This is a genomic window from Rhizobium sp. R634 (assembly GCF_002211305.1).
In the GTDB taxonomy this organism is placed as follows: domain Bacteria; phylum Pseudomonadota; class Alphaproteobacteria; order Rhizobiales; family Rhizobiaceae; genus Rhizobium.
Genome location: NZ_LOKW01000027.1, coordinates 54,246 through 74,224, shown reverse-complemented (window position 1 = coordinate 74,224; position 19,979 = coordinate 54,246). Strand labels below are relative to the sequence as shown.

Genomic DNA, 19,979 nt, shown 5'->3' with positions numbered 1-19,979 from the left:
CGCCGCAACGAATGCGAGATAAAGATACAGCGGCTTGAAGGCCGAACTGCGCAACGTCGCTATTCTTTTTCCGATGGTGAGTTGCTGCGTCGGCTGCGGCATACTTCTTGGAGGCGGATCTGCCTCCATCAGGCTTGCTGGATTAGTCCGGAACCTGTCCCGAGCCCGGCAAAGAGCCTTCGGAGTTCCTCCGATTTACTGGGATCTTCTTCATCTGAGATGCGAACTGGCCGGTGCCCGAACGGCGGGACCAGCGCCTCGGGTAAAGTCCAGGGAAGATCAGAAGCCTTATGGGTGCGCGCAAACTCTCGCAGCTCTTCGGCTTCTTCAACTGTCCAGCTGCACACCTCTTCGCCTTCCCACAGCTCTTGTCCCCCATAGTAAATTTCCGATCGGCTATAAAAGCCGGCATTGACGCGGTCGACCAGCCTCTTGATCGTCAAATTGTCTTCTTCGAAGGTGTCGGGATGTTCAAGACACTCCAGGGGGCCTGCTCGCCAGAAGTAGCTTGCGGCAGTTGCCAAATCGCAGCCCGGCTGCGTCAAAATCCACTCGAACACATCTTCAGCGAAGTCGAAGTTCAGATCTTCTGCAATGGCATGGCGAGCATCGGGAGACCGGCCGGTCAACCAATTGATCATGGCCCGCTGTTCGGCATCATAACTATCAAATTTGCCGTCCATCTCTCTCCCCGCGGAATGCCCGATCGCCTACTACGCTTCAAAGCCATTCTCAGCAATCGCGGGGGCATGGGAATGCATATCGACATTCAGTTGCAGGAACGATTGTTGTTGGGCGGCGAGTCCTTAGATCCCTGACCCATCGAGCTGCTGAGCGTCGTCGCCTTCCCAGGGTGAAGGCATCGAGGTGCGATTGGCCGAGGGCATCGGCATCCAACACTTCAATTCCGGCTCGGCATATTCGATGATGTGCCCGGGCGAGGAATCGGAGGCGCGCCAGCCTTCTCCTGCGAATTGATCGCCATGCGACCAATAGGCGAGATCAACTTCCGCCGGCCCCTGTTCGGACGCGCGGATCGTCACCAGAATCCGGCTACCGTCTTTTGGTGCGCTTGCCATCTGGCGCCAGCGATCTGGGTCGTCCATAGTTTCCTCCTGCCTTGCTGCGAGTTGAAGTGTCGCTTCGCTATCGGAAACGGTCAATTGAAACTTTGCGAACCCCCGTCGCTTGTTGATGCTCAACCGTGATGCATCCGATCGTTCCTCACCCAGCCATTGCTGATCAATTCTCTTCAAATGGAGGATGCAAGCGCGTATCTGAACCGAACTGGCCGTGCTACGCATCGGATATGGGATTCGGGGTTTTCATCCACCGCTCAGATTCGATCTATGACGACAGCCCGGCAGAACAATATCAGTTCCCGCGCCAGTATCTCGGTCGTGTGCAAGCCTGCCTCGGAGAATGGATCATTTATTACGAGCCGCGCAAGGTTGCGACGAGCCGCGGCTATTTCGCCATCGCCAAGGGGGCCCAAGTCATTCCGGATCCGAAGGCACCCGGCATGTATCTGGCACTTATCGAGCCAGGCAGCTACCTCGATTTCATCAACGCTGTTCCGTTCAGTGGGCCGGACGGTGTCATTGAGCGAGGCGTGTTGAATGAGGAGGGGCGGATTTCCGGTAGAGCACAAGCTGCGGTGCGCCCGATATCCGCAACGGATTTCAATCGTATCGTGTCGATTGGGCTGGATGAGCACGAGCCCGAACTGCCTCGGTTGGGGTGAGGTGAGCGTAACCCGCCCTGCCGATGGGTTTGAAGACGGAGTTCAGGCGCCGTTCCTATTTGAGCACGAGCGAGACCGGACTACACAGCTCTCATCGCGGATCGTTCGCAATCGGCTGTTTCGCCGGTTCGTTCTGCAGGCCTACGATAAACGATGTGCAATCACAGGCCTGAAGCTTATAAACGGTGGCGGGCGTGCTGAAGTCGATGCTGCGCATATTCGTCCCGTGGAGGCAAACGGACCTGACATCCTCACCAATGGCATTGCTCTGTCCGGCACCGCACACTGGATGTTTGACCGTGGGCTCATCTGTCTCTCGGACGACCTCGACATCCTGATCTCGCGGCAAGCCAACGATCCGGAAAGCATCCGCGGTCTGATCAATAAGACGGGAAGAGCAATCGTGCCCTCAAAACCGTTCGAGCGGCCTCATCCTCATTTTCTCCAGTGGCACCGTCAAAATTGCTTCAAACAGTAGAAGGGAGCGATCCTAAGCCGTTTAGCTACGCCTAAACATCGCAGACAATATACTGGTGATCTGAGACGCTTCCGGCGGGCTGGACGACGACCCTGGTGCTGCGCTGGCAATTGACCGACGTGATCACCTTTTTCAACCTGAAGGCCCACCCTGTGGCTCGGGGATCACCGGAGAAAGCCCGACCATCACGGAAATCTACGGGATCAACGATCTGCCGACGACGTTGCTGATGTTCGAGCTCGCGGAAGAGGATCATGCCCTCATCGCCTATTAGGCGTGAATGGGGCGCTGTCTCCGCATTTGACGCGCGCTGCCGGACTGCGGCGCATGGCCTAACGTCCGTGGGCATCCGCCCATCTCCCCCGCGCGACTCACCCCACCTCACCAAACTCCGCCGCCAACACCGCATCCTTCAGCGCCCTTGAATACTCATGCTGCGGATCATCCAACACCGCCCGCGCCCGCCCGCGCTCGACGATCTCGCCCTTCCTCATGATGATAATATTGTCGCTGACGTAATAGGCGGTCGCGAGGTCGTGGGTGATGTAGATGATCGAAAGGCCGAGTTCGTTTTTCAGGCGGCCGAAGAGGTTGACGATCGCCATGCGCAGCGATGCGTCGACCATCGAGACGGGTTCGTCGGCGACCAGCAGGCGGGGTTGGGGGATGAGGGCGCGGGCGATGGCGACGCGTTGCAGCTGGCCGCCGGAGAGTTCGTGGGGGAAGCGGCCTTTCACCTCTTCGAGGGTGAGGCCGACGTGATGGAGGGCGGCGTCCGCCATGCGCTCGGCCTCCTGCTTGTCCGGCCGCTTTCCCGACGCGGAGAAATTGCGGGCGGTTTCGAAGAGGTAGCGGTCGACCCGCTTCAGCGGATTGAAGGCTTCGAAGGGGTTTTGCAGAACCGGCTGGACCTCCTTCATGAAGGCCTTGCGTTCGGCTCTGTTATGGATGGCGACGGTGCTGCCGGCGAATTGAAGCTCTCCTTCCGTCGGCTCGGTCTGGCCGAGGATCATCGCCGCGACCGTCGATTTTCCCGAGCCGGATTCGCCGACGATCGACAGGATTTCCGGCTCCTCGCCGAGTTCGAAGCTGACGTCCTTGACGGCCGTGATCAGGCGCCGGCCGAGCATGCCGCCCTGGCGGTAGATTTTCGTGACATGCGAGAGGCTGAGCAGAGCGGTCAAACCTGATCTCCCGTAACGGCAAAACACGCCACCCGCCGCTGCGGCCCGACGGTGACGAGCGGCGGAACCTTCTGCGAGCAGATCTCCATGCGCTTCGGACAGCGCGGGTGAAACCGGCAGCCTTCCGGCGGCATGGCGAGGTTCGGCGGGCGGCCTTCCAGCGAGGGACGCGTCGTGGGGTCGCCGATCTTCGGCAGGCTGCCGACCAGATGCTGCGTATAGGGGTGGAGCGGCATGCTGAAGAGCTTGGCGGTCGGCGCCTCCTCGACGAGACGCCCGGCATAGACGATGCCGATGCGGTCGGAGACCGTCGCGTGAACCCCCATGTCATGGGTGACGAACAGGAAGGACGAGCCCATCTCGCGCTGGATGTCGCGGATCATCGTCAGCACATCGCGCTGCACGATGACGTCGAGTGCGGTCGTCGGCTCGTCGGCGATGATGAATTCCGGCGTCAGGATCGTGGCGAGCGCAATGGTCATGCGCTGGCGCATGCCGCCGGAGAGTTCGTGCGGATAGGCGTCGAGCAGCTGCGGATCGAGCTTCAGCCTCTGCAGGTGCGCGGCCACCTTTTCGAAGAAGATGCTCTTGCTCACCTTCATGTGGCGGAAGGCGAAATCGGTGAAGGAGTGGCGAATCCGGCGCACCGGATTGAGCACGTTCATCGAGCCCTGCATGATATAGGACAGATGCCGCCAGCGCAGCGCCATGCGCTCCTCCGGCTTCATCGCATAGAGATCCTGAGTGCCGCCGCCGAAATGGAATTTCACGTTCCCGGATACGACCCTAAGCGGCGGGCGGATGGCGCCGGCGATCGTCTTGATCAGTGTCGTCTTGCCGCTGCTCGATTCTCCGGCGACGCCGTAGACCTCGCCGCGGCCGATCGTCAGGCTGATATCGTCGACGGCGCGCACCTCGCGATCGACGCCGTAAAGGAAGGCGCGGTAATAGGCTTTCAGATTCTGGATTTCGACCAAAGCATCCATTCTAACTTCCCATCCGGTTCAGCCGGCTGCGCGGATCATTGTATTCGTTCATCGACATCGACAGCAGGAAGAGCGCCAGGAAGAGGATGACGATGACGGCGACGGGGGCGGCCACCCACCACCATATTCCCGAGATCAGCGCCGAATGCGCATTGGCCCAGTAGATCATCATGCCCATGGTCGGCGTCTCGATATCGGTGAAGCCGAGCACCGAGAGCGTGATTTCCATGCCGATCGACCAGATCATGTTGTTCATGGTGGTGGCGAAGACGATCGGCAGCACATAGGGCAGGTGCTCTTCGACCAGGATCTTGCTCGTGCTCATGCCGGAATAGACGCTCTGGGTGGTAAACGGCCTGGTCTTCAGGCCGATCGCCACCGAGCGGATGAGGCGGGCATCATAAGACCAGCCGAGCGAGGCCATGATGACGATCAGCGCCATCCAGGTCATGTTATCCTTCAGCACGAAATAGAAAAGGATCAGCAGCGGAAATTGCGGGATGACCATGACGCTGTCGTTGATCGCCATCAGCACCCGGTCGACCGCCCCGCCGGCATAACCGGCGACGAGGCCGACGACCAGCGAGATGATGCGCGAGAGAAAGGCGACGCCGATGCCGAAATAGAGCGTGTTGCGCAGCCCCGTCGTCAGTTGCCAGAACACATCCTGGCCGCGCGATGTCGTGCCGAGCCAATATTCGCCGTCGGGCGGCATGTCGGGCGGCAGAAGATAGATGTCCGTTGCGCCATAGGGCGAGAAATAAGACAGGATCACCAGGCCGACGATGACGGCGAAGAGCAGCAGGCCACAGAGGAATTCCATGTTGTGGCGCGAGAGGTCGCGGACGATGGTAAACATGTTCTATTCCACCTTGATGCGCGGATCGATCAGCGGGCTGAGCACGTCGATGATGAAGACGGCGGCGGCGACGCCGACGATCGACAGGGCGCTGAGGCCGAGCACCAGGCTGTAGTCGCCGGCATGCACCGCTTCGATCAGCAGATTGCCGATGCCGGGATAACCGAAGACGATTTCGGTGATGACGGTGCCGTTGAAAATCGCGCCGAGCGACATGGCAAGGCCTGTGAACTGCGGCACCATGGCGTTGCGGGCGATGTAGGAGCGGAGAATTTTTCCCTTCGGCACGCCGCCGAGCTCGGCAAAGACGACGTAATCGTCGGTGATGATGTTGGAAACCAACGCCCGCATGCCGATCAGCCAGCTGCCGGCGCCGACCAGGATCAGCGACAAAGCCGGCAGGATGGAATGTTTGAGGATATCGAGGACGAGCGCGAAGGAGAGGTCCAGATTGGCGTTCATCTCATAGCCGCCATTGATCGGCAGCACCGGCCAGATGAAGCCGAAGACGATGAGCAGCACGAAGGCGAGGATATAATAGGGGATGGGCAGCAGCGCGATGAAGACGAGGCTGACGGCCTTCAGCACCATGTCCTTGCGGTAATAGCCGGCGAGCGCGCCGATGGCGTTGCCGAGCACGAAGGTGATCAGCGTCGACACCGTCATCAAGCCGATCGTCCAGGGGAGCGATCGCAGGATGATGGTGGAGACAGGGGTCGGAAAGGCCGAGAGCGAGGGGCCGAGATCGCCGGTCGCAAGCCGCAGCCAGAAATGCAGATATTGCTCCCAGATCGAGCCCTGCATTCCATATAGCTCGCGCAGCGACTGGCGCATCAGTTCGATCGCATTCGGGTCGGACTGGCCCATCTGCGTGATGGCGCCTATGCTTTCTTCGACCGGGTCGATCGGGGTCAGGTGGGTGACGAAGAAGGTGATCGTCACGCCAAGGAATACGACGAGCAGAAACTGACCGAACCGCTTCAGCACAAAGATCAGATAGGGCGTCATAAGGCGTTGGTTCCTCTCAGGTTCCCTTTCAAAGCAAGGAAAGGATCGACGGGCATTTGCCCGTCGATAAGGGGGCCGGCGCGATGGCTGCGCGCCGGCTTTGGGAGGATTATTTCGGTTGTGCCGGCTTCAGCTTGACCATCATGAGCCTGGAATTCGCCCAGTTCGGCACCGGATCGGTATAGGGATCCTTGATCGTCGGATAGCCGGTCCAATAGGTCGTATCCATCGAGGTGAAGACGTTGTAGGACATCAGCGGGATCGTCGGCATTTCGCGGGCGACCAGCTTCAGATAATCCTTGCCGAGCTCGATGCCCTTGGGATCGTCGGCGCTGATGCCGCGGATGTTCTCGATGATCTTGTCGAGCTCCGGATTGGACCAGCGCTGCCAGTTGCGCGGCGGCTGAACGTCACCCTTCTTCGCCACGAACTGCGAGTGCCAGCTGTCGAGGAAGAAGGAGAGGTCGGGATCGCCGCCCCAGGTTTCGACGCTCCAGGCGATCGCCACCTGGAAATCGCCGGGCTGCAGCGCCGTCTGCCAAAGTTTCGCGGCCGGCACGGCTTTCGCGTCGATACCGAAGGCCGCCCATTGCTGGGCAATCAGCGTGCCGGCGCGGGTGAAGACCGACCGTGTGTCGCCTTCAACCGTCATCCGGATCTTGAAGGGCTGGCCGTCCGGGGTCAGCCATTTGCCGCCGGATTTCTTGAAGCCTGCCTTTTCCAGAAGTTCGCCGGCCGCTTTCGGATCCGGTTTCCACCAGCCATAGCCGAAGGCACCGCTGATCGCCTGCGGGTCGGTCGGGATCTGGTCCTTGAACTTCGGCTGCTTGCGCAGGATATCGGCGATCTGCTGGCCGATGGTCGGGTCGTAGGGCTTGATCTTGCTCTTGCCGGTATCGATCTCGAAGTCCTTCAGCCAATCCTGCATCGGCGCCTGATAGTCTTTCATCGTGGCCGCCGTCGGCGGCACGCCGAGCGCAGACAGCGTCGCCGCGCCGCGGTAGCTCGCCATGTCGACCGCCTTGATGTCGATGAGGAGCGCCAGCGCCCAGCGAACATCGGCATTGTCGAAGGGCGGATTCTGGGTGTTGAAGATGACGGCCGGCAGCGTCGGATCCGGATGGGCGAAGGGGAAGCCCGGGAACCACGTGTCGATGGTCTTCGACTTCTCCTTGAGGGTGAACATGCCCTCCGGCGTGTTGTCGTGAATGATATCGAGATTGTGCTCGAGCTGGGCGATCGTCCGTTTATCCGGCGGGCCTGGATCGGTATAGGTCACATATTTCGGAGCCGGTTCGCCGAAGCGGGCAAGCGAGGTCCGCTGCCAGTCGTCGCGCTTCTCCCAAGTATACCATTTGCCCTGAGGGTCATAGGCCTTCAGCTTATAGGCGCCGAGCGAGACCGGGTTGGCGAAATCGTAACGAAGCGGATCCTCCACCTTCTCGAACACGTGCTTCGGCATGATCCAGGCGCCGTTCCAACGCACGGTGAAGATGGCATGGAAGCGCGAATTGGGCTTCTTCAGCTTGAACACGACCGTCTGCGGATCGGTCGCCTCGACGCTCGCCACCTGCACGGAGAAGGCCGCGCTCCAGACCATGCCGGGGTGGTCCATCTGCGTCTTGACGGTATAGACCACGTCGTCGGCCGTGAACTCGACGCCGTCGCTCCAGAAGAGCCCCTTGCGCAGTTTCACCGTCATCTCGGTGAAGTCGGCATTGTATTGCGGTTTGTCGGCGGCGAGCGAATTGTCCCAGGCCGCGCCGCCGAGCCCCTGTTCGGGGTCGATGAACCAGAGCGTATCCATCGTCAGCTGCTGCAGGCCGGTCGAAACACCGCCGCCGCCATTGACCCAGATGTTGAACCAGCCGGGATTCTTGATCGTCCCTTCCGGATTTTCGACGATGAGCGTCTCCTTGCGCGGCAAGGAGGTGTAGTCATCGGCCTTGGCCGCCGCCGTCAGGCCGAGTGCGGCCAGCGCGACGCCAAATGCGAGCCTCTTCCACTGTTGCATGAACTCCTCCCTAGAAAGCGACGATCTGGCGGCCGCAAAGGCACGCATGGGCACGTCGCGGTTGTCGGTTTGCGGAGGCATCGGGACCTTAAGTCCAGCGCTCCAGCGAACCATCCCTCCGGCCCGCCTGCCTCCTCGCAGGTGAGCCGAATCTCTCAGCCGGTCATCTATCCGGCGGCGGCTGTCACACGGACAGCCGGATGACGTTGTAGGACAGCGGCTTCAGCGCCGTCCGCAACCTTCCGTCCTCGATCTTGGCGCTCTCGACATTGACGGGAGCGACCGTCTGCGGCCGTGCTGCCGTGTTGACGGCTTCGAGATCGCCATGGGTCATCTCCACCTGCTCGATCAGGCGGGCGGCGCCGAAGCCTTCCAGCCTCACGTCCAGGTCGAGTGCTGTCTGCGGATGGCGGTTGACGGCAAAGAAGGTGAGCGTCCTGCCGTCCTCGGAATGAACCGCTGATACGTCGAGATAGGGAACATCGTTCTCCTCGTCGCCGTCATAGGTCGGGCCGTCGACGACCAGCTGCAGCGCCGCGCCGCGGCCATAGCGGGAGGCATAGTAGAACGGGTAATAGATGGTCTGCCGCCAGGCAGCGCCGCCATCCTCGGTCATGATGGGAGCGATGACATTGACGAGCTGGGCGATGCAGGCGATGCGCACCCGGTCGGAGCGGCGGATGAAGGTGTTCAGGATGCCGCCGACCTGCAGCACGTCCTCGAAATTATAGACGTCTTCCAGCAGATGCGGGGCATCCGGCCATTCGTCGCGCGCCAGGATCTCCTTGTCCTGCTGGTTGGAATGGTACCAGACGTTCCATTCGTCGAAGGAAATGCCGATCGTCTTTTTCGAGCGCTTTTTCGCCTTGATGTAATCGATCACGCCGCCGATCGTGGTGATGTAGCGGTCGAGCTTCGTCGCGCGGGCGAGGTAGTTCAGCGTATTCTTCTCGCGGTTGGCGAAATACATATGCAGCGAGATGTAATCGGCGCTGTCATAGCACTGCTCGAGAACCTGGGCCTCCCAATCGGGATAGGTCTTCATATCGGAATTGGACGAGCCGCAGACCACGAGTTCGAGCGATTTGTCGAAGCCGCGCATGGCCTTCGCCGTCTCATCCGCCAGCCGGCCATATTCATAGGCGGACTTGTGGCCGACCTGCCAGGGTCCGTCCATCTCGTTGCCGAGGCACCATAATTTGACGTCGTGCGGATTTGACCAGCCGTGCTTGCGGCGCAGATCCGACCAATAGGTACCGCCGGGATGATTGCAATATTCCAGGAAATTGCGGGCGGCATCGAGGCCGCGGGAGCCGAGATTGACGGCGAGCATCGGCTTGGTGTTGGCCTTCTTGCACCAGTCGACGAATTCGTTGACGCCGATCTGATTGGCTTCGCGGGTGCGCCAGGCAAGGTCGAGGCGAACCGGGCGCTCCGAACGCGGGCCGACGCCATCCTCCCAGTTATAGGCCGAGACGAAATTGCCGCCGGGATAACGGCAATAGGGCGTGTCGAGATCGCGGACCAGATCGAGCACGTCGCGGCGAAATCCGTCTTCGTCGGCTGTGGGATGTCCGGGCTCGTAAATGCCCCCGTAGATCGCTCTGCCGAGATGTTCGAGGAATGAACTGTAGAGCCTGGCGTCAATGGTCGCGATGCGAAAATCGCGGTGGGCAACGACATTCGTCTTCAACGGATCCTCCCGTTTATATATCAAGATTTTTGTTTTCTTGCCTCTAACTTGATATCAGGAATGTCGTGCTGTCAACCGAGTCAGGCTTTTTATCATACTAATTTTAATTTCGACAAAAATAGTTCAATAACAATATGTTGGATCGATTTTTTCGCCGCTGAAACTCGATGGGATCGCTTTTTATAAATCAGAATTTCCGATAGTATGTGATCACACGTGCAGCCGCATGATGATATCGCGGCCGTGATTTCCGAAGCCGCGGCCGAAAATATTGACGCCGCCGGTATGACCGGCATTCTCCGCGATGCCGACGCGGAGCCGAATGGACGAATGCTGACCGAGCGCGAGATCGGCGAGCGTAACATTCGACGCGGCGACACCGTCGATGAAGGTTCCGCGCGTCGAGATGCGCCAGGTCTTCATCGCCCCATATTGCGAACCTTCGAGCTTCCACCAGGCCGGGGTGAAGGCGCCGCGCTTGTCGCCATAATCGCCGGGCGACGTCCAGGTTCCAATCGCCATGCCATTGACCCAGAGCGTGATGTCGGACGGCCAGTCCGGATTGGTGCCGGGCACCTCGGAAGACAGTTCCAGCGAAAATTCGATGGCACGGATATCCTTATTCAACACCTTGGCATTATTAGGAAATTTGTATTCGACATAGCCCCTGCCGAACCAGACGAGCCCGGCCTGCATGCGCTGCGGATCAAGGAAATAGTCCGGCACATCAAGGGGACCGATGACGCTCTCGGTGGAGCAAAGACCGCATGGCGCATGCACGTCGCAGCTGGTGTACAGGCCCACCGGCATCTCGACTTCGATGATATTATTGGCCCGCTGGGCGGCACTTTCCTCGAAGCTGATCAGGATCTCGCTATAGATCGCCGAGCAGATCTTCTGGTTGCCTTTGCGGGCCTTGGCCAGTTGCGAGTCGACGAGCCGCGCATCTTCCAAAATCTGAATGCCCGTTGCGACCGTGGATTGGGGGAGGGACAGCGCGCGGGCGATATCATTGATATTCATCGGCCCTTTGGCGCAGAGCAGCTTGAGAATCTCGATGCGCGCCGGGGCAGAAAGCGCGCGTATCGCGTCACTATTCTCGCCAGCGGCAATCGTCAAAAACGAACGTTCCATCATTTCCCCATCATTTCCGATGTTATGATGTATATCGAGAAATTTGATACATCAAGCCGTCTTCAGTCAGCTCGGGGGATTCTTTTGTTATTGTCAGATCTCAAGCATCTTTTCGCTATGGCAGCGGAGCCGGCCCGCCTACCGCCGCAGCAGCGGGCGCAACGCAGCCTGCGTTTCTTTCAGCAACTTGAGATAACGCTCCTTCATTTCCGCAGCCGGAACGAGGGCGGCCGGCGCGCCGATATTGATTGCCGCGACCGTTTGGCCGCGGTCGTTTTCGACGGGCACGGCTATCGAGCAGAGACCGATCTCCAGCTCCTGATCGATGATGGCGTAGCCTTCGGCGCGCACGCGCCGGAACTCGGCGATGAGTTCCTCAGGGTCGGTCTTGGTATTCGGCGTATTTTGCTTCAGCTCGCTGCGGGCAAGAATGGCGCGCGCCTCGTTCTCGGCGAGGGCCGCGAGCAGCACCCGGCCCATCGAGGCGCAATAGGCGGGTAGGCGGCTGCCGGGCGTGAGATTGATCGACATGACGCGGCGCTGCGAGGCGCGGGCGATATAGACGATTTCGGTGTCGTCGAGCACCGAGGCCGAGGCGCTCTGGCCGGCGCGTTCCGAGAGAAGATCGAGATGCGGCTGCAACAGCGCCGGAAGCGGCGTCGCTGCGAGATAGGCATGTCCAAGGCGCAGGATCTTCGGCGTCAGCGTGAAGAACTTGCCGTCATAATCGGCATAGCCGAGTTCGGCGAGCGTCAGCAGCGACCGACGTACCGTGGCTCGGTCGAGCTCCGTCAGTTTCGCGGCCTCGGCGATGGAAAGCCGCTGCCGCGTCTCGCCGAAGGCTTCGATGACTTTCAGGCCGCGGGCGAAGCCGCTGACGAAATCCGTTTCGCGCATGATTCAAGTCTCCAATCAGTCGCATCAGTCTGTGCGATATATGAACAAATGTCAAATAACGCACAAATTATCTTGCCGCTGCGGCAACCGCGTTTTATCCCTGACGTTAGAACGAGAGAGGAGACCCCACATGGACAAGACAGTCGAGAGCACGGCAGAGGCCGTCTCCGGGATCGGTGACGGCGCCACCGTCATGATTGGTGGTTTCGGTGGTTCGGGTGCGCCCATCGAATTAATCCACGCCCTGATCGACAACGGCAGCAAGAACCTCACCGTGATCAACAACAATGCCGGCAACGGCCGCATCGGTATTGCGGCGATGATCGATGCCGGCATGGTCAGGAAGATGATCTGCTCATTCCCGCGCTCGTCGGATCCGCGTGCTTTCACGGACAAATATCTGGCCGGCGAGATCGAGCTCGAACTGGTGCCGCAGGGAACACTTGCCGAGCGCATCCGCGCCGGCGGGGCCGGCATTCCGGCCTTCTACACGCCGACGGCCTATGGCACCGAACTGGCCGCGGGCAAGGTCATCGCCGAATTCGACGGCCGCCACTATGTGCAGGAACGCTGGCTGAAGGCCGATTTCGCCATCGTCAAGGCGGAGATCGGCGATGTCCATGGCAACCTCACCTACAACAAGGCCGGCCGCAACTTCAATCCGCTGATGTGCATGGCGGCGGCAAAGACCATCGTCCAGGTCTCATCGATCGTGCCGGCCGGCGGCATCGATCCCGAGCATGTGGTGACACCCGGCATCTTTGTCGACCGCGTCGTTGCCGTTCCCAATCCCCAGCAGGAAGAAGAGCTCATTCGAGCCGGAGTGGCCTACGTATGACCGTCGATATCCGCCCTATAAACACCCGTGAAGACATCAAGCTCACCAATGCGCAGATCGCCTGGCGCGCCGCGCAGGATATCGCCGACGGCGCCTATGTGAACCTCGGCATCGGCTTTCCCGAGATGGTCGCCCGCTATCAGCCGCCCGGCCGCGAGGCGATTTTCCACACCGAAAACGGCATCCTGAATTTCGGTGAGCCGCCGGCGGAAGGTGAGGAGGACTGGGATCTGATCAATGCCGGCAAGAAGGCGGTGACGCTGAAGCCGGGCGCGGCCTTCTTCCACCACGCCGACAGTTTCGCCATGGTGCGCGGCGGCCATCTCGACGTCGCCATCCTTGGCGCCTATCAGGTCGCCCAGAACGGCGATCTCGCCAACTGGCGGGTGGGCAGCAAGGGCGTGCCGGCGGTCGGCGGCGCCATGGATCTCGTGCACGGCGCCAAGCAGGTCTGCGTCATCACCGAGCATGTCACCAAGACGGGCGAGCCGAAGCTGGTGGAGAAATGCACCTTCCCGCTGACCGGCGTCGCCTGCATCACGCGCGTGTATACCAGCCATGCCATCATCGACATCGTCGATGGGCGCTTCGTCCTGCGGGAGAAGCTGGCTGCGATGTCGCTGGAGGAATTGCAGGCGATAACCGGTGCGCCGCTGCATCTCGACGGGCCTGTTGCCGATCTCGTCGTTCCGAAACTCTAAAGGAAAAGCCATGACCGAAGCCTTTATCTGCGACTATATCAGGACGCCGATCGGCCGCTTCGCCGGCTCGCTCTCGCAGGTGCGCGCCGACGATCTCGGCGCTATCGCGCTGAAGGCGCTGATGCAGCGCAACGGCGGCGTCGATTGGGAAGCCGTCGACGACGTGATCTTCGGCTGCGCCAACCAGGCGGGCGAGGACAACCGTAACGTCGCGCGCATGTCGGCGCTCTTGGCCGGTCTGCCGATCGCCGTCCCGGGCACCACGATCAACCGGCTGTGCGGCTCCGGCATGGATGCGGTGATCACGGCCGCACGCGCCATCCGCGCCGGCGAGGCCGAACTGATGATCGCGGGCGGCGTCGAAAGCATGTCGCGCGCGCCCTTCGTCATGCCGAAGGCCGAGACGGCCTTTTCGCGCGCGGCCGAAATCCACGACACCACCATCGGCTGGCGTTTCGTCAACCCTCTCATGAAGAAGCAGTACGGCGTCGATTCCATGCCGGAGACCGGCGAGAATGTCGCCGAGGATTATAAGATCAGCCGCGAGGATCAGGATGCCTTTGCGGTGCGCAGCCAGGCGAAGGCGGCGGCCTCCCAAGCGAGCGGACGGCTGGCGAAGGAGATCACTGCGGTGACCATCCCACAACGCAAGGGCGATCCTGTCATCGTCGAGAAGGATGAGCATCCGCGCGCGACGACGGTGGAGACGCTGGCGAAACTCGGCACGCCTTTCAAGAAGGAAGGCGGCACGGTGACGGCAGGCAATGCCTCCGGCGTCAATGATGGCGCCGCCGCGCTGATCGTCGCTTCGGAAGCGGCGGCGCGAAAATATAGCCTGACGCCGATCGCACGCATCCTCGGCGGTGCCGCCGCCGCCGTTCCGCCGCGGGTGATGGGCGTCGGCCCGATCCCGGCCTCGCGCAAGCTGATGGCCCGGCTCGGCATGACCCAGGAACAGTTCGACGTCATCGAACTCAACGAGGCCTTTGCCAGCCAGGGCCTGGCGGTGCTGCGCGCGCTCGGCATTGCCGACGACGACCAGCGGGTGAACCGCAATGGCGGCGCGATCGCGCTCGGCCATCCCCTGGGCATGTCTGGCGCCCGCATCACCGGCACGGCGGCGCTGGAGCTTCAGGAAACCGGTGGGAAATATTCGCTGTCGACCATGTGCATCGGCGTCGGGCAGGGGATCGCCATCGCGCTCGAAAGGGTTTGAGCGCTCGGCCCGTTGCGCGCCATGTCGGGCTTCTGTAGAAATCGGGCATGCTGATCCGGCCCGCAGAAAACGACGATCGAGATGCCATCTGGAGGATCATCGGCCCGACGATCCGTGCCGGCGAGACCTATGCGCTCGACCGCGATCTCTCGGAAGCCGATGCGCTCGCCTACTGGATGGGGCCGGACCGCGAGACCTTCGTCGCCGAAGAGGATGGCGTCATCCTCGGCACCTATTACATCAAGGCCAATCAGGCGGGCGGCGGGCGCCATGTCTGCAATTGCGGCTACATGACCGATCCGGCCGCAAGCGGCCGCGGTATCGCCCGCCGCATGCACGAACATTCGCTGGAGCATGCCCGTGCCAGGGGCTTTCGGGCCATGCAGTTCAATTTCGTCGTCAATCGCCGCGCCGTCGAGCTCTGGCAATCGCTCGGCTTCGAGACCGTCGGCCGGCTTCCCGACGTCTTCCTGCATCCGACCGAAGGGTATGTCGACGCGCTGGTGATGTTCCGCACCCTGTAGGACCGTACGGAAAAAGATGTGACGGCGCTGTCGAAATCGCAGCGGTTCAAACGTCTTTGATCGTAGGCGAGATGCGGCCGGCCGCTTGCCTCGCGATCACTCTGTCGGCAGGGAGGTTTCAAGCCATGGGTGTTTCCTATCGTTGGGTCATCGTCGCCGTGGGCGCATTGATGTCGTGCGTGGCAATCGGCGCGATGTTCTCGCTGGCGATTTTTCAGGAACCGATCGCCAGCGCCACCGGCTGGTCGCATGTCGGGATTGCGAGCGCGATGACGCTGAACTTCATCGTCATGGGCTTCGGCGGCTTCCTCTGGGGTGCTGCCAGCGACCGCTTTGGTCCGCGGATCGTGGTGATAACAGGATCCGTGCTGCTCGGTCTGGCGCTGGTGCTTGCCAGCCGCGCCGAGACGCTCACGCAGTTCCAGCTGACCTACGGCGTGCTCGTCGGATTGGCCGCCAGCGCCTTTTTCGCGCCGATGATCGCCGCGACGACCGCCTGGTTCGACGAAAACCGCGGGCTTGCCGTGTCGCTCGTCTCCGCCGGCATGGGCGTGGCGCCGATGACCATCTCGCCTTTCGCGCGCTGGCTGATTTCCGCCTATGAATGGCGTCCCGCCATGCTGATCATCGGCGTTGCGGTATGGGTGCTGCTGCTGCCGGCCGCCCTGCTGATCAGGCGTCCGCCTGCCGCTGCCGCCGAAAGCGATAGCGAGTTCGCGGTCGATGGCGCCCGGCCACAGCTGTCGAAAGTCTTCCGGTCGCCGCAGTTCATCGTACTTGGCCTGACCTTCTTTGCCTGCTGCGCGGCGCATTCCGGGCCGATCTTCCATATGGTCAGTTATGCGACGATCTGCGGCGTCGCCCCGATGGCCGCCGTCAGCATCTACAGCGTCGAGGGCCTGGCGGGACTGGGCGGCCGGCTGCTTTATGGCAGCCTTGCCGACCGGATCGGCGTGAAGCCGGTGCTGGTTGCCGGCCTCACGGTGCAGGCGGCGGCACTTGCGACCTATCTCTTCGTCAGCCGGCTCGGCGAATTCTATGCGCTCGCCATCGTCTTCGGCAGCGCTTATGGCGGCGTGATGCCGCTTTATGCGGTGCTGGCGCGGGAATATTTCGGCCAACGCATCATCGGTACGGTCCTAGGCGCGGCGACGATGCTCTCCAGCCTCGGCATGGCTTTCGGTCCCCTGATCGGCGGCTGGATCTTCGACACCTACGCCAATTATTCCTGGCTGTTCATCGGCTCCGCCATGGTCGGGCTGGGCGCGGCGGCGATCGCGCTGGCCTTTCCGCCTCTCACTCGCGAGAAACCGCAGCCGGCTTTCGGCGTAACTTCTTGATTAGATGGAGCTAGGCGAGGTCAGCGCCTCATCCGGCTGCCGCCACCTTCTCCCCGCTTGCGGGGAGAAGGAGACAAGCCGGGGCCTCTCCATTCCCCCGCTCCCCTCTCGCAGGGTACGTTCCCTCTCCCCGTCAGAACGGGGAGAGGGTTAGAGTGAGGGGCAATTTGCGGGGCGAGCAAGACAGCATCGCATCCCCCACCATACCAATCCTCGCCTTTTCGTGCATTGCCCTCCTCGGATTTCGACTGCTAGACTTCCCAGGTCTGTTTCATCACCTATGTCCGTGATTTTGGGAGGCTATCTTAGCCATGGCAGAACTTGCTCAATTGCTTGCATCCATCAAACTGCCGGATCTCGCCGGCAAGGCCGTGCTGATCACCGGCGCCTCGACCGGCATCGGGGCGGCGCTCGCCCGCGCCTTTGCGGCGCAGGGCGCCAAGGTTGGCGTGCATTACAATTCCAGCCGCGAGCCGGCGGAGAAGCTCGGCGAGGAAATCCGCGCTGCCGGCGGCACGGTGCATCTGATCCAGGGCGACGTGTCGAGGGAAGGCGAGACCGAGCGGGTCGTGGAGGAGACGGCGAAGACCTTCGGCCATCTCGACGGCCTCATCAACAATGCCGGCGGCATGCTCGGGCGCAAGCCGACCTCGGAATATACCGACGAACATTATGCCGCGGTGATGGATCTCAACGCCCGCTCGGTGCTGGTGGCGACGCGTGCGGCGCATCCCTGGCTGAAAAAGCAGGGCGGTTTCATCATCAACACCACCTCGATCGCCGCGCGCAACGGCGGCGGCAATGGCGCGATCCTCTATGCAGCGTCCAAAGGCTTCGTCTCGACGATCACGCGCGGCCATGCCAAGGAATTCGTCGCCGACAGGATCCGCGTCAACGCGGTGGCGCCCGGTGTCATCGCCACGCCCTTCCACGAACGTTATACTAACGACGAGCAGATGGAGCTGCAGCGCAAGTCGATCCCGATGGGCTTCGTCGGCACGTCGGAGGATTGCGTCGGCGCTTATCTCTTCCTCGCCTCGCCGACGCTTTCGGGTTACATCACCGGTCAGATCATCGAGGTCAATGGCGGCCAGCTGATGCCGTAGGACTGCCGCCGAAGGCATCCGTTTCTTTTCCCCTTCCGAGGGGAACTTTAGAACCACCATCACGTTTCCTGCTTGGTCATATTTTCAAGCGGGGCGCCATGAGCTTTTCATTCTCGGAACTCGACTTCCTCAAACCGGAACTCGGGGCGGAATATATTGGTTCAGGTACCCATTTCGCCGTTTTTTCGGCCCATGCGGAACAGATAGAGCTTTGTCTCTTCTCGCCCGACGGAAAGGAAGAAGTCGCCCGGCTGCCGCTGCCGAAGCGCGAGGGAGACATCTGGTCGGGTTATATCGCCGGCGTCGGTCCTGGCACGGTCTACGGCTATCGCGCCCATGGCCCCTACGATCCGCAGGCCGGCCATCGCTTCAATCCGAACAAGCTGCTGCTCGACCCTTACGCCAAACAGGTGACGGGCGATCTGAAATGGCACGACGCGCTTTTCGGCTATCGGATCGGCGAGGACGATCTCTCTTTCGATGAGCGAGACAGCGCCCCCTTCATGGTCAAGAGCGTCGTCCAGGATCCGGATTTCGACTGGGCGGGTGAAGAGGCGATCCGCCGTCCCTGGCCTGATACCATCATTTACGAGGCGCATGTCCGCGGCCTGACGATGACGCATCCGAAAGTGCCTGACCGGCTGCGCGGCACCTTTCTCGGCATGTGCAGCGACCCTATCATCGATCATCTCCTGAAGCTCGGCATCTCGGCGATCGAGCTTCTGCCGATCCAGTATTTCCTTGACGATCGTTATCTCCTGGAAAAGAACCTGAGCAACTATTGGGGCTATCAGACGCTCGGCTTCTTCGCCCCGCAATCGCGCTACATGTCCAGCGACAAGATCACCGAGATCAAGACCATGGTGAAGCGGTTCCATGCCGCCGGCATCGAGGTCATCATGGACGTTGTCTATAATCACACCGCCGAAGGCAGCGAGAAGGGGCCGACGCTGTCGTTCCGCGGGCTCGATAATGCGAGCTATTACATTCTTTCCCCCGACGATCCCCGCCACACCTTCGATACGACGGGCACCGGCAATACGCTGAACGTCGCAAATCCCATGGTCATGCGCATGGTGCTCGACAGCCTGCGTTACTGGGTCGGCGTCATGCATATTGACGGTTTCCGCTTCGATCTCGCCAGCACGCTCGGACGGCAGGATCTCGAGTTCGACCGCCAGGGTCTGTTTTTCGGCGCCATTCGCCAGGATCCGATCCTTGCCGGCGTCAAGCTGATCGCCGAACCCTGGGATATCGGCGAGGGCGGCTATCAGGTCGGTGGTTTCCCGCATCCTTTCCGCGAGTGGAACGATAAGTTCCGGGACGACGTGCGGCGTTTCTGGAAGGGCGATGGCGGCATGGTGTCGGAGCTGGCGGCGCGCGTCACCGGCTCGGCGCTGCAATTCAACCATTCGGATCGAGGAGCGACCTCCTCGATCAATCTCCTCTCGGCCCATGACGGCTTCACGCTGATGGACACCGTGTCTTTCAACGACAAGCACAACGAAGCGAATGGCGAGGACAACAGGGACGGCCATTCGGACAATCATTCCGACAATATGGGCGCTGAAGGCGCGACGGATAATGACGATATCAATGCGGCGCGGGCACGGCGGCGGCGCAACATGATGGCGACGCTGATGCTTTCGCAGGGCGTGCCGATGATCCTTGCCGGCGACGAACTCGGCAACAGCCAGGGCGGTAACAACAATGCCTATTGCCAGGACAACGAGATCGGCTGGACGGGCTGGGAAGGGCTCGATGATCCATTCCTAGAATTCTGCCGGCAAGCCGTCGCCTTCCGCAAGGCTCATCCGGTTCTCAGGCAGGAGCGGTTCCTGACGGGCGAGACCAGCGATGACGGCCGCATCGAGATTGCCTGGTACAAGCCGGACGGCAGTTTCATGGATGACGGCGCCTGGAACGACGACGAATTGCGCGTGATCGGTGTCTACGTCTCGAAGAGCGCGCAGGCGCCGGATACCGAGGCGATGGATGACCTCTTTCTCGTCTTCAATGCCGGCGGCGACTGCGAGGTCCACCTGCCGGAGGTGAACGGCCTGACGCAGTGGTCACGGGTTCTCGACACCGGTGCGGAAACCGGCGCTTTCGACGTGCACGATCACGATAACCCCGTGATGGTCTATACCCAGAGCGTGGCGGTCTTTGCGCCGACAGGCCAGACCCAGCCGCCGGAGGGCGCGACCAAGGCCCAGCGCCGCCGGTGGTTCCAATTCGGTCGTCGCAGCAAGTAGCA

General features: G+C 61.2%; 17 protein-coding genes and 1 pseudogene. 8 read left to right on the top strand and 10 right to left on the bottom strand.

Annotated elements, in window-relative coordinates; genetic code table 11:
• Positions 1-128: 128 nt before the first annotated feature.
• Both ATY77_RS27860 and ATY77_RS27855 read right to left on the bottom strand, forming a co-directional pair.
• On the bottom strand, positions 129-683 hold the full coding sequence (locus ATY77_RS27860; RefSeq protein ID WP_088689736.1) for a DUF4274 domain-containing protein: 555 nt from the start codon (positions 681-683) through the stop codon (positions 129-131).
• 123 nt (positions 684-806) lie between these two features.
• Positions 807-1,106, bottom strand: a complete 300-nt coding sequence (locus ATY77_RS27855) for a hypothetical protein (protein WP_088674703.1) — start codon at positions 1,104-1,106, stop codon at positions 807-809.
• A gap of 203 nt (positions 1,107-1,309) precedes the next feature.
• On the opposite strand from ATY77_RS27855, the pseudogene ATY77_RS27850 reads away from it, so the two are divergent.
• Positions 1,310-2,222, top strand: a pseudogene (locus ATY77_RS27850) (HNH endonuclease).
• A 371-nt stretch (positions 2,223-2,593) separates the two neighbouring features.
• Here the strand turns inward: ATY77_RS27850 and ATY77_RS27840 are convergent.
• The 8 genes from ATY77_RS27840 to ATY77_RS27805 form a co-directional block, all read right to left on the bottom strand.
• Positions 2,594-3,406, bottom strand: coding sequence for an ABC transporter ATP-binding protein (locus ATY77_RS27840; protein ID WP_088689734.1), 813 nt, complete (start codon positions 3,404-3,406; stop codon positions 2,594-2,596).
• On the bottom strand, positions 3,403-4,392 hold the full coding sequence (locus ATY77_RS27835; RefSeq protein ID WP_088689733.1) for an ABC transporter ATP-binding protein: 990 nt from the start codon (positions 4,390-4,392) through the stop codon (positions 3,403-3,405). Before ATY77_RS27835 ends, ATY77_RS27840 begins: the two co-directional genes overlap by 4 nt.
• A gap of 1 nt (position 4,393) precedes the next feature.
• The gene (locus ATY77_RS27830; RefSeq protein ID WP_088689732.1) at positions 4,394-5,251 is read right to left on the bottom strand and encodes an ABC transporter permease; all 858 of its coding nucleotides are present in this window, start codon (positions 5,249-5,251) and stop codon (positions 4,394-4,396) included.
• A gap of 3 nt (positions 5,252-5,254) precedes the next feature.
• Entirely contained in the window at positions 5,255-6,259 is a 1,005-nt protein-coding gene (locus tag ATY77_RS27825) for an ABC transporter permease (RefSeq protein ID WP_088674696.1), read from the bottom strand.
• A 109-nt stretch (positions 6,260-6,368) separates the two neighbouring features.
• Entirely contained in the window at positions 6,369-8,273 is a 1,905-nt protein-coding gene (locus tag ATY77_RS27820; RefSeq protein ID WP_088689731.1) for an ABC transporter substrate-binding protein, read from the bottom strand.
• 184 nt (positions 8,274-8,457) lie between these two features.
• Positions 8,458-9,966, bottom strand: a complete 1,509-nt coding sequence (locus tag ATY77_RS27815) for an alpha-N-arabinofuranosidase (RefSeq protein WP_088689730.1) — start codon at positions 9,964-9,966, stop codon at positions 8,458-8,460.
• A 210-nt stretch (positions 9,967-10,176) separates the two neighbouring features.
• Positions 10,177-11,103 carry an ArsR family transcriptional regulator gene (locus ATY77_RS27810; protein WP_190233628.1) on the bottom strand — a complete coding sequence of 309 codons (927 nt, stop codon included), beginning with the start codon at positions 11,101-11,103 and terminating at the stop codon, positions 10,177-10,179.
• A gap of 135 nt (positions 11,104-11,238) precedes the next feature.
• Entirely contained in the window at positions 11,239-11,997 is a 759-nt protein-coding gene (locus tag ATY77_RS27805) for an IclR family transcriptional regulator C-terminal domain-containing protein (protein ID WP_088689729.1), read from the bottom strand.
• Positions 11,998-12,127: 130 nt separating this feature from the next.
• Between ATY77_RS27805 and ATY77_RS27800 the strand changes: the two genes are divergently transcribed.
• From ATY77_RS27800 to glgX, 7 genes are all read left to right on the top strand, one after another.
• Positions 12,128-12,835 carry a 3-oxoacid CoA-transferase subunit A gene (locus ATY77_RS27800; protein WP_088689728.1) on the top strand — a complete coding sequence of 236 codons (708 nt, stop codon included), beginning with the start codon at positions 12,128-12,130 and terminating at the stop codon, positions 12,833-12,835.
• Positions 12,832-13,536: a CoA transferase subunit B gene (locus ATY77_RS27795; RefSeq protein ID WP_088689727.1), complete on the top strand. Its 705-nt coding sequence runs from the start codon at positions 12,832-12,834 to the stop codon at positions 13,534-13,536. The genes ATY77_RS27800 and ATY77_RS27795 overlap by 4 nt, the downstream gene beginning before the upstream one ends.
• Positions 13,537-13,546: 10 nt before the next feature.
• On the top strand, positions 13,547-14,752 hold the full coding sequence (gene pcaF / locus ATY77_RS27790; RefSeq protein WP_088689726.1) for a 3-oxoadipyl-CoA thiolase: 1,206 nt from the start codon (positions 13,547-13,549) through the stop codon (positions 14,750-14,752).
• Positions 14,753-14,799: 47 nt separating this feature from the next.
• A complete protein-coding gene (locus ATY77_RS27785; protein WP_088689725.1) occupies positions 14,800-15,276 on the top strand; it encodes an N-acetyltransferase in 477 nt (158 codons plus the stop codon).
• Positions 15,277-15,401: 125 nt separating this feature from the next.
• On the top strand, positions 15,402-16,616 hold the full coding sequence (locus ATY77_RS27780) for an MFS transporter (protein WP_088689724.1): 1,215 nt from the start codon (positions 15,402-15,404) through the stop codon (positions 16,614-16,616).
• A 311-nt stretch (positions 16,617-16,927) separates the two neighbouring features.
• A complete protein-coding gene (locus tag ATY77_RS27775) occupies positions 16,928-17,722 on the top strand; it encodes an SDR family NAD(P)-dependent oxidoreductase (protein WP_088689723.1) in 795 nt (264 codons plus the stop codon).
• A 98-nt stretch (positions 17,723-17,820) separates the two neighbouring features.
• The gene (gene glgX / locus ATY77_RS27770; RefSeq protein ID WP_088689722.1) at positions 17,821-19,977 is read left to right on the top strand and encodes a glycogen debranching protein GlgX; all 2,157 of its coding nucleotides are present in this window, start codon (positions 17,821-17,823) and stop codon (positions 19,975-19,977) included.
• Positions 19,978-19,979: the final 2 nt, after the last annotated feature.

What these genes read in the sequence shown, in the direction of transcription:
- ATY77_RS27785 (WP_088689725.1), top strand. Translation starts at nt 14,800, where the DNA reads ATGCTGATCCGGCCCGCAGAAAACGACGATCGAGATGCCATCTGGAGG.
- glgX (WP_088689722.1), top strand. Translation starts at nt 17,821, where the DNA reads ATGAGCTTTTCATTCTCGGAACTCGACTTCCTCAAACCGGAACTCGGG.
- ATY77_RS27830 (WP_088689732.1), bottom strand. Translation starts at nt 5,251, where the DNA reads ATGTTTACCATCGTCCGCGACCTCTCGCGCCACAACATGGAATTCCTC.
- ATY77_RS27780 (WP_088689724.1), top strand. Translation starts at nt 15,402, where the DNA reads ATGGGTGTTTCCTATCGTTGGGTCATCGTCGCCGTGGGCGCATTGATG.
- ATY77_RS27855 (WP_088674703.1), bottom strand. Translation starts at nt 1,106, where the DNA reads ATGGACGACCCAGATCGCTGGCGCCAGATGGCAAGCGCACCAAAAGAC.
- ATY77_RS27805 (WP_088689729.1), bottom strand. Translation starts at nt 11,997, where the DNA reads ATGCGCGAAACGGATTTCGTCAGCGGCTTCGCCCGCGGCCTGAAAGTC.
- pcaF (WP_088689726.1), top strand. Translation starts at nt 13,547, where the DNA reads ATGACCGAAGCCTTTATCTGCGACTATATCAGGACGCCGATCGGCCGC.
- ATY77_RS27800 (WP_088689728.1), top strand. Translation starts at nt 12,128, where the DNA reads ATGGACAAGACAGTCGAGAGCACGGCAGAGGCCGTCTCCGGGATCGGT.
- ATY77_RS27795 (WP_088689727.1), top strand. Translation starts at nt 12,832, where the DNA reads ATGACCGTCGATATCCGCCCTATAAACACCCGTGAAGACATCAAGCTC.
- ATY77_RS27860 (WP_088689736.1), bottom strand. Translation starts at nt 683, where the DNA reads ATGGACGGCAAATTTGATAGTTATGATGCCGAACAGCGGGCCATGATC.
- ATY77_RS27825 (WP_088674696.1), bottom strand. Translation starts at nt 6,259, where the DNA reads ATGACGCCCTATCTGATCTTTGTGCTGAAGCGGTTCGGTCAGTTTCTG.
- ATY77_RS27835 (WP_088689733.1), bottom strand. Translation starts at nt 4,392, where the DNA reads ATGGATGCTTTGGTCGAAATCCAGAATCTGAAAGCCTATTACCGCGCC.
- ATY77_RS27820 (WP_088689731.1), bottom strand. Translation starts at nt 8,273, where the DNA reads ATGCAACAGTGGAAGAGGCTCGCATTTGGCGTCGCGCTGGCCGCACTC.
- ATY77_RS27775 (WP_088689723.1), top strand. Translation starts at nt 16,928, where the DNA reads ATGGCAGAACTTGCTCAATTGCTTGCATCCATCAAACTGCCGGATCTC.
- ATY77_RS27810 (WP_190233628.1), bottom strand. Translation starts at nt 11,103, where the DNA reads ATGATGGAACGTTCGTTTTTGACGATTGCCGCTGGCGAGAATAGTGAC.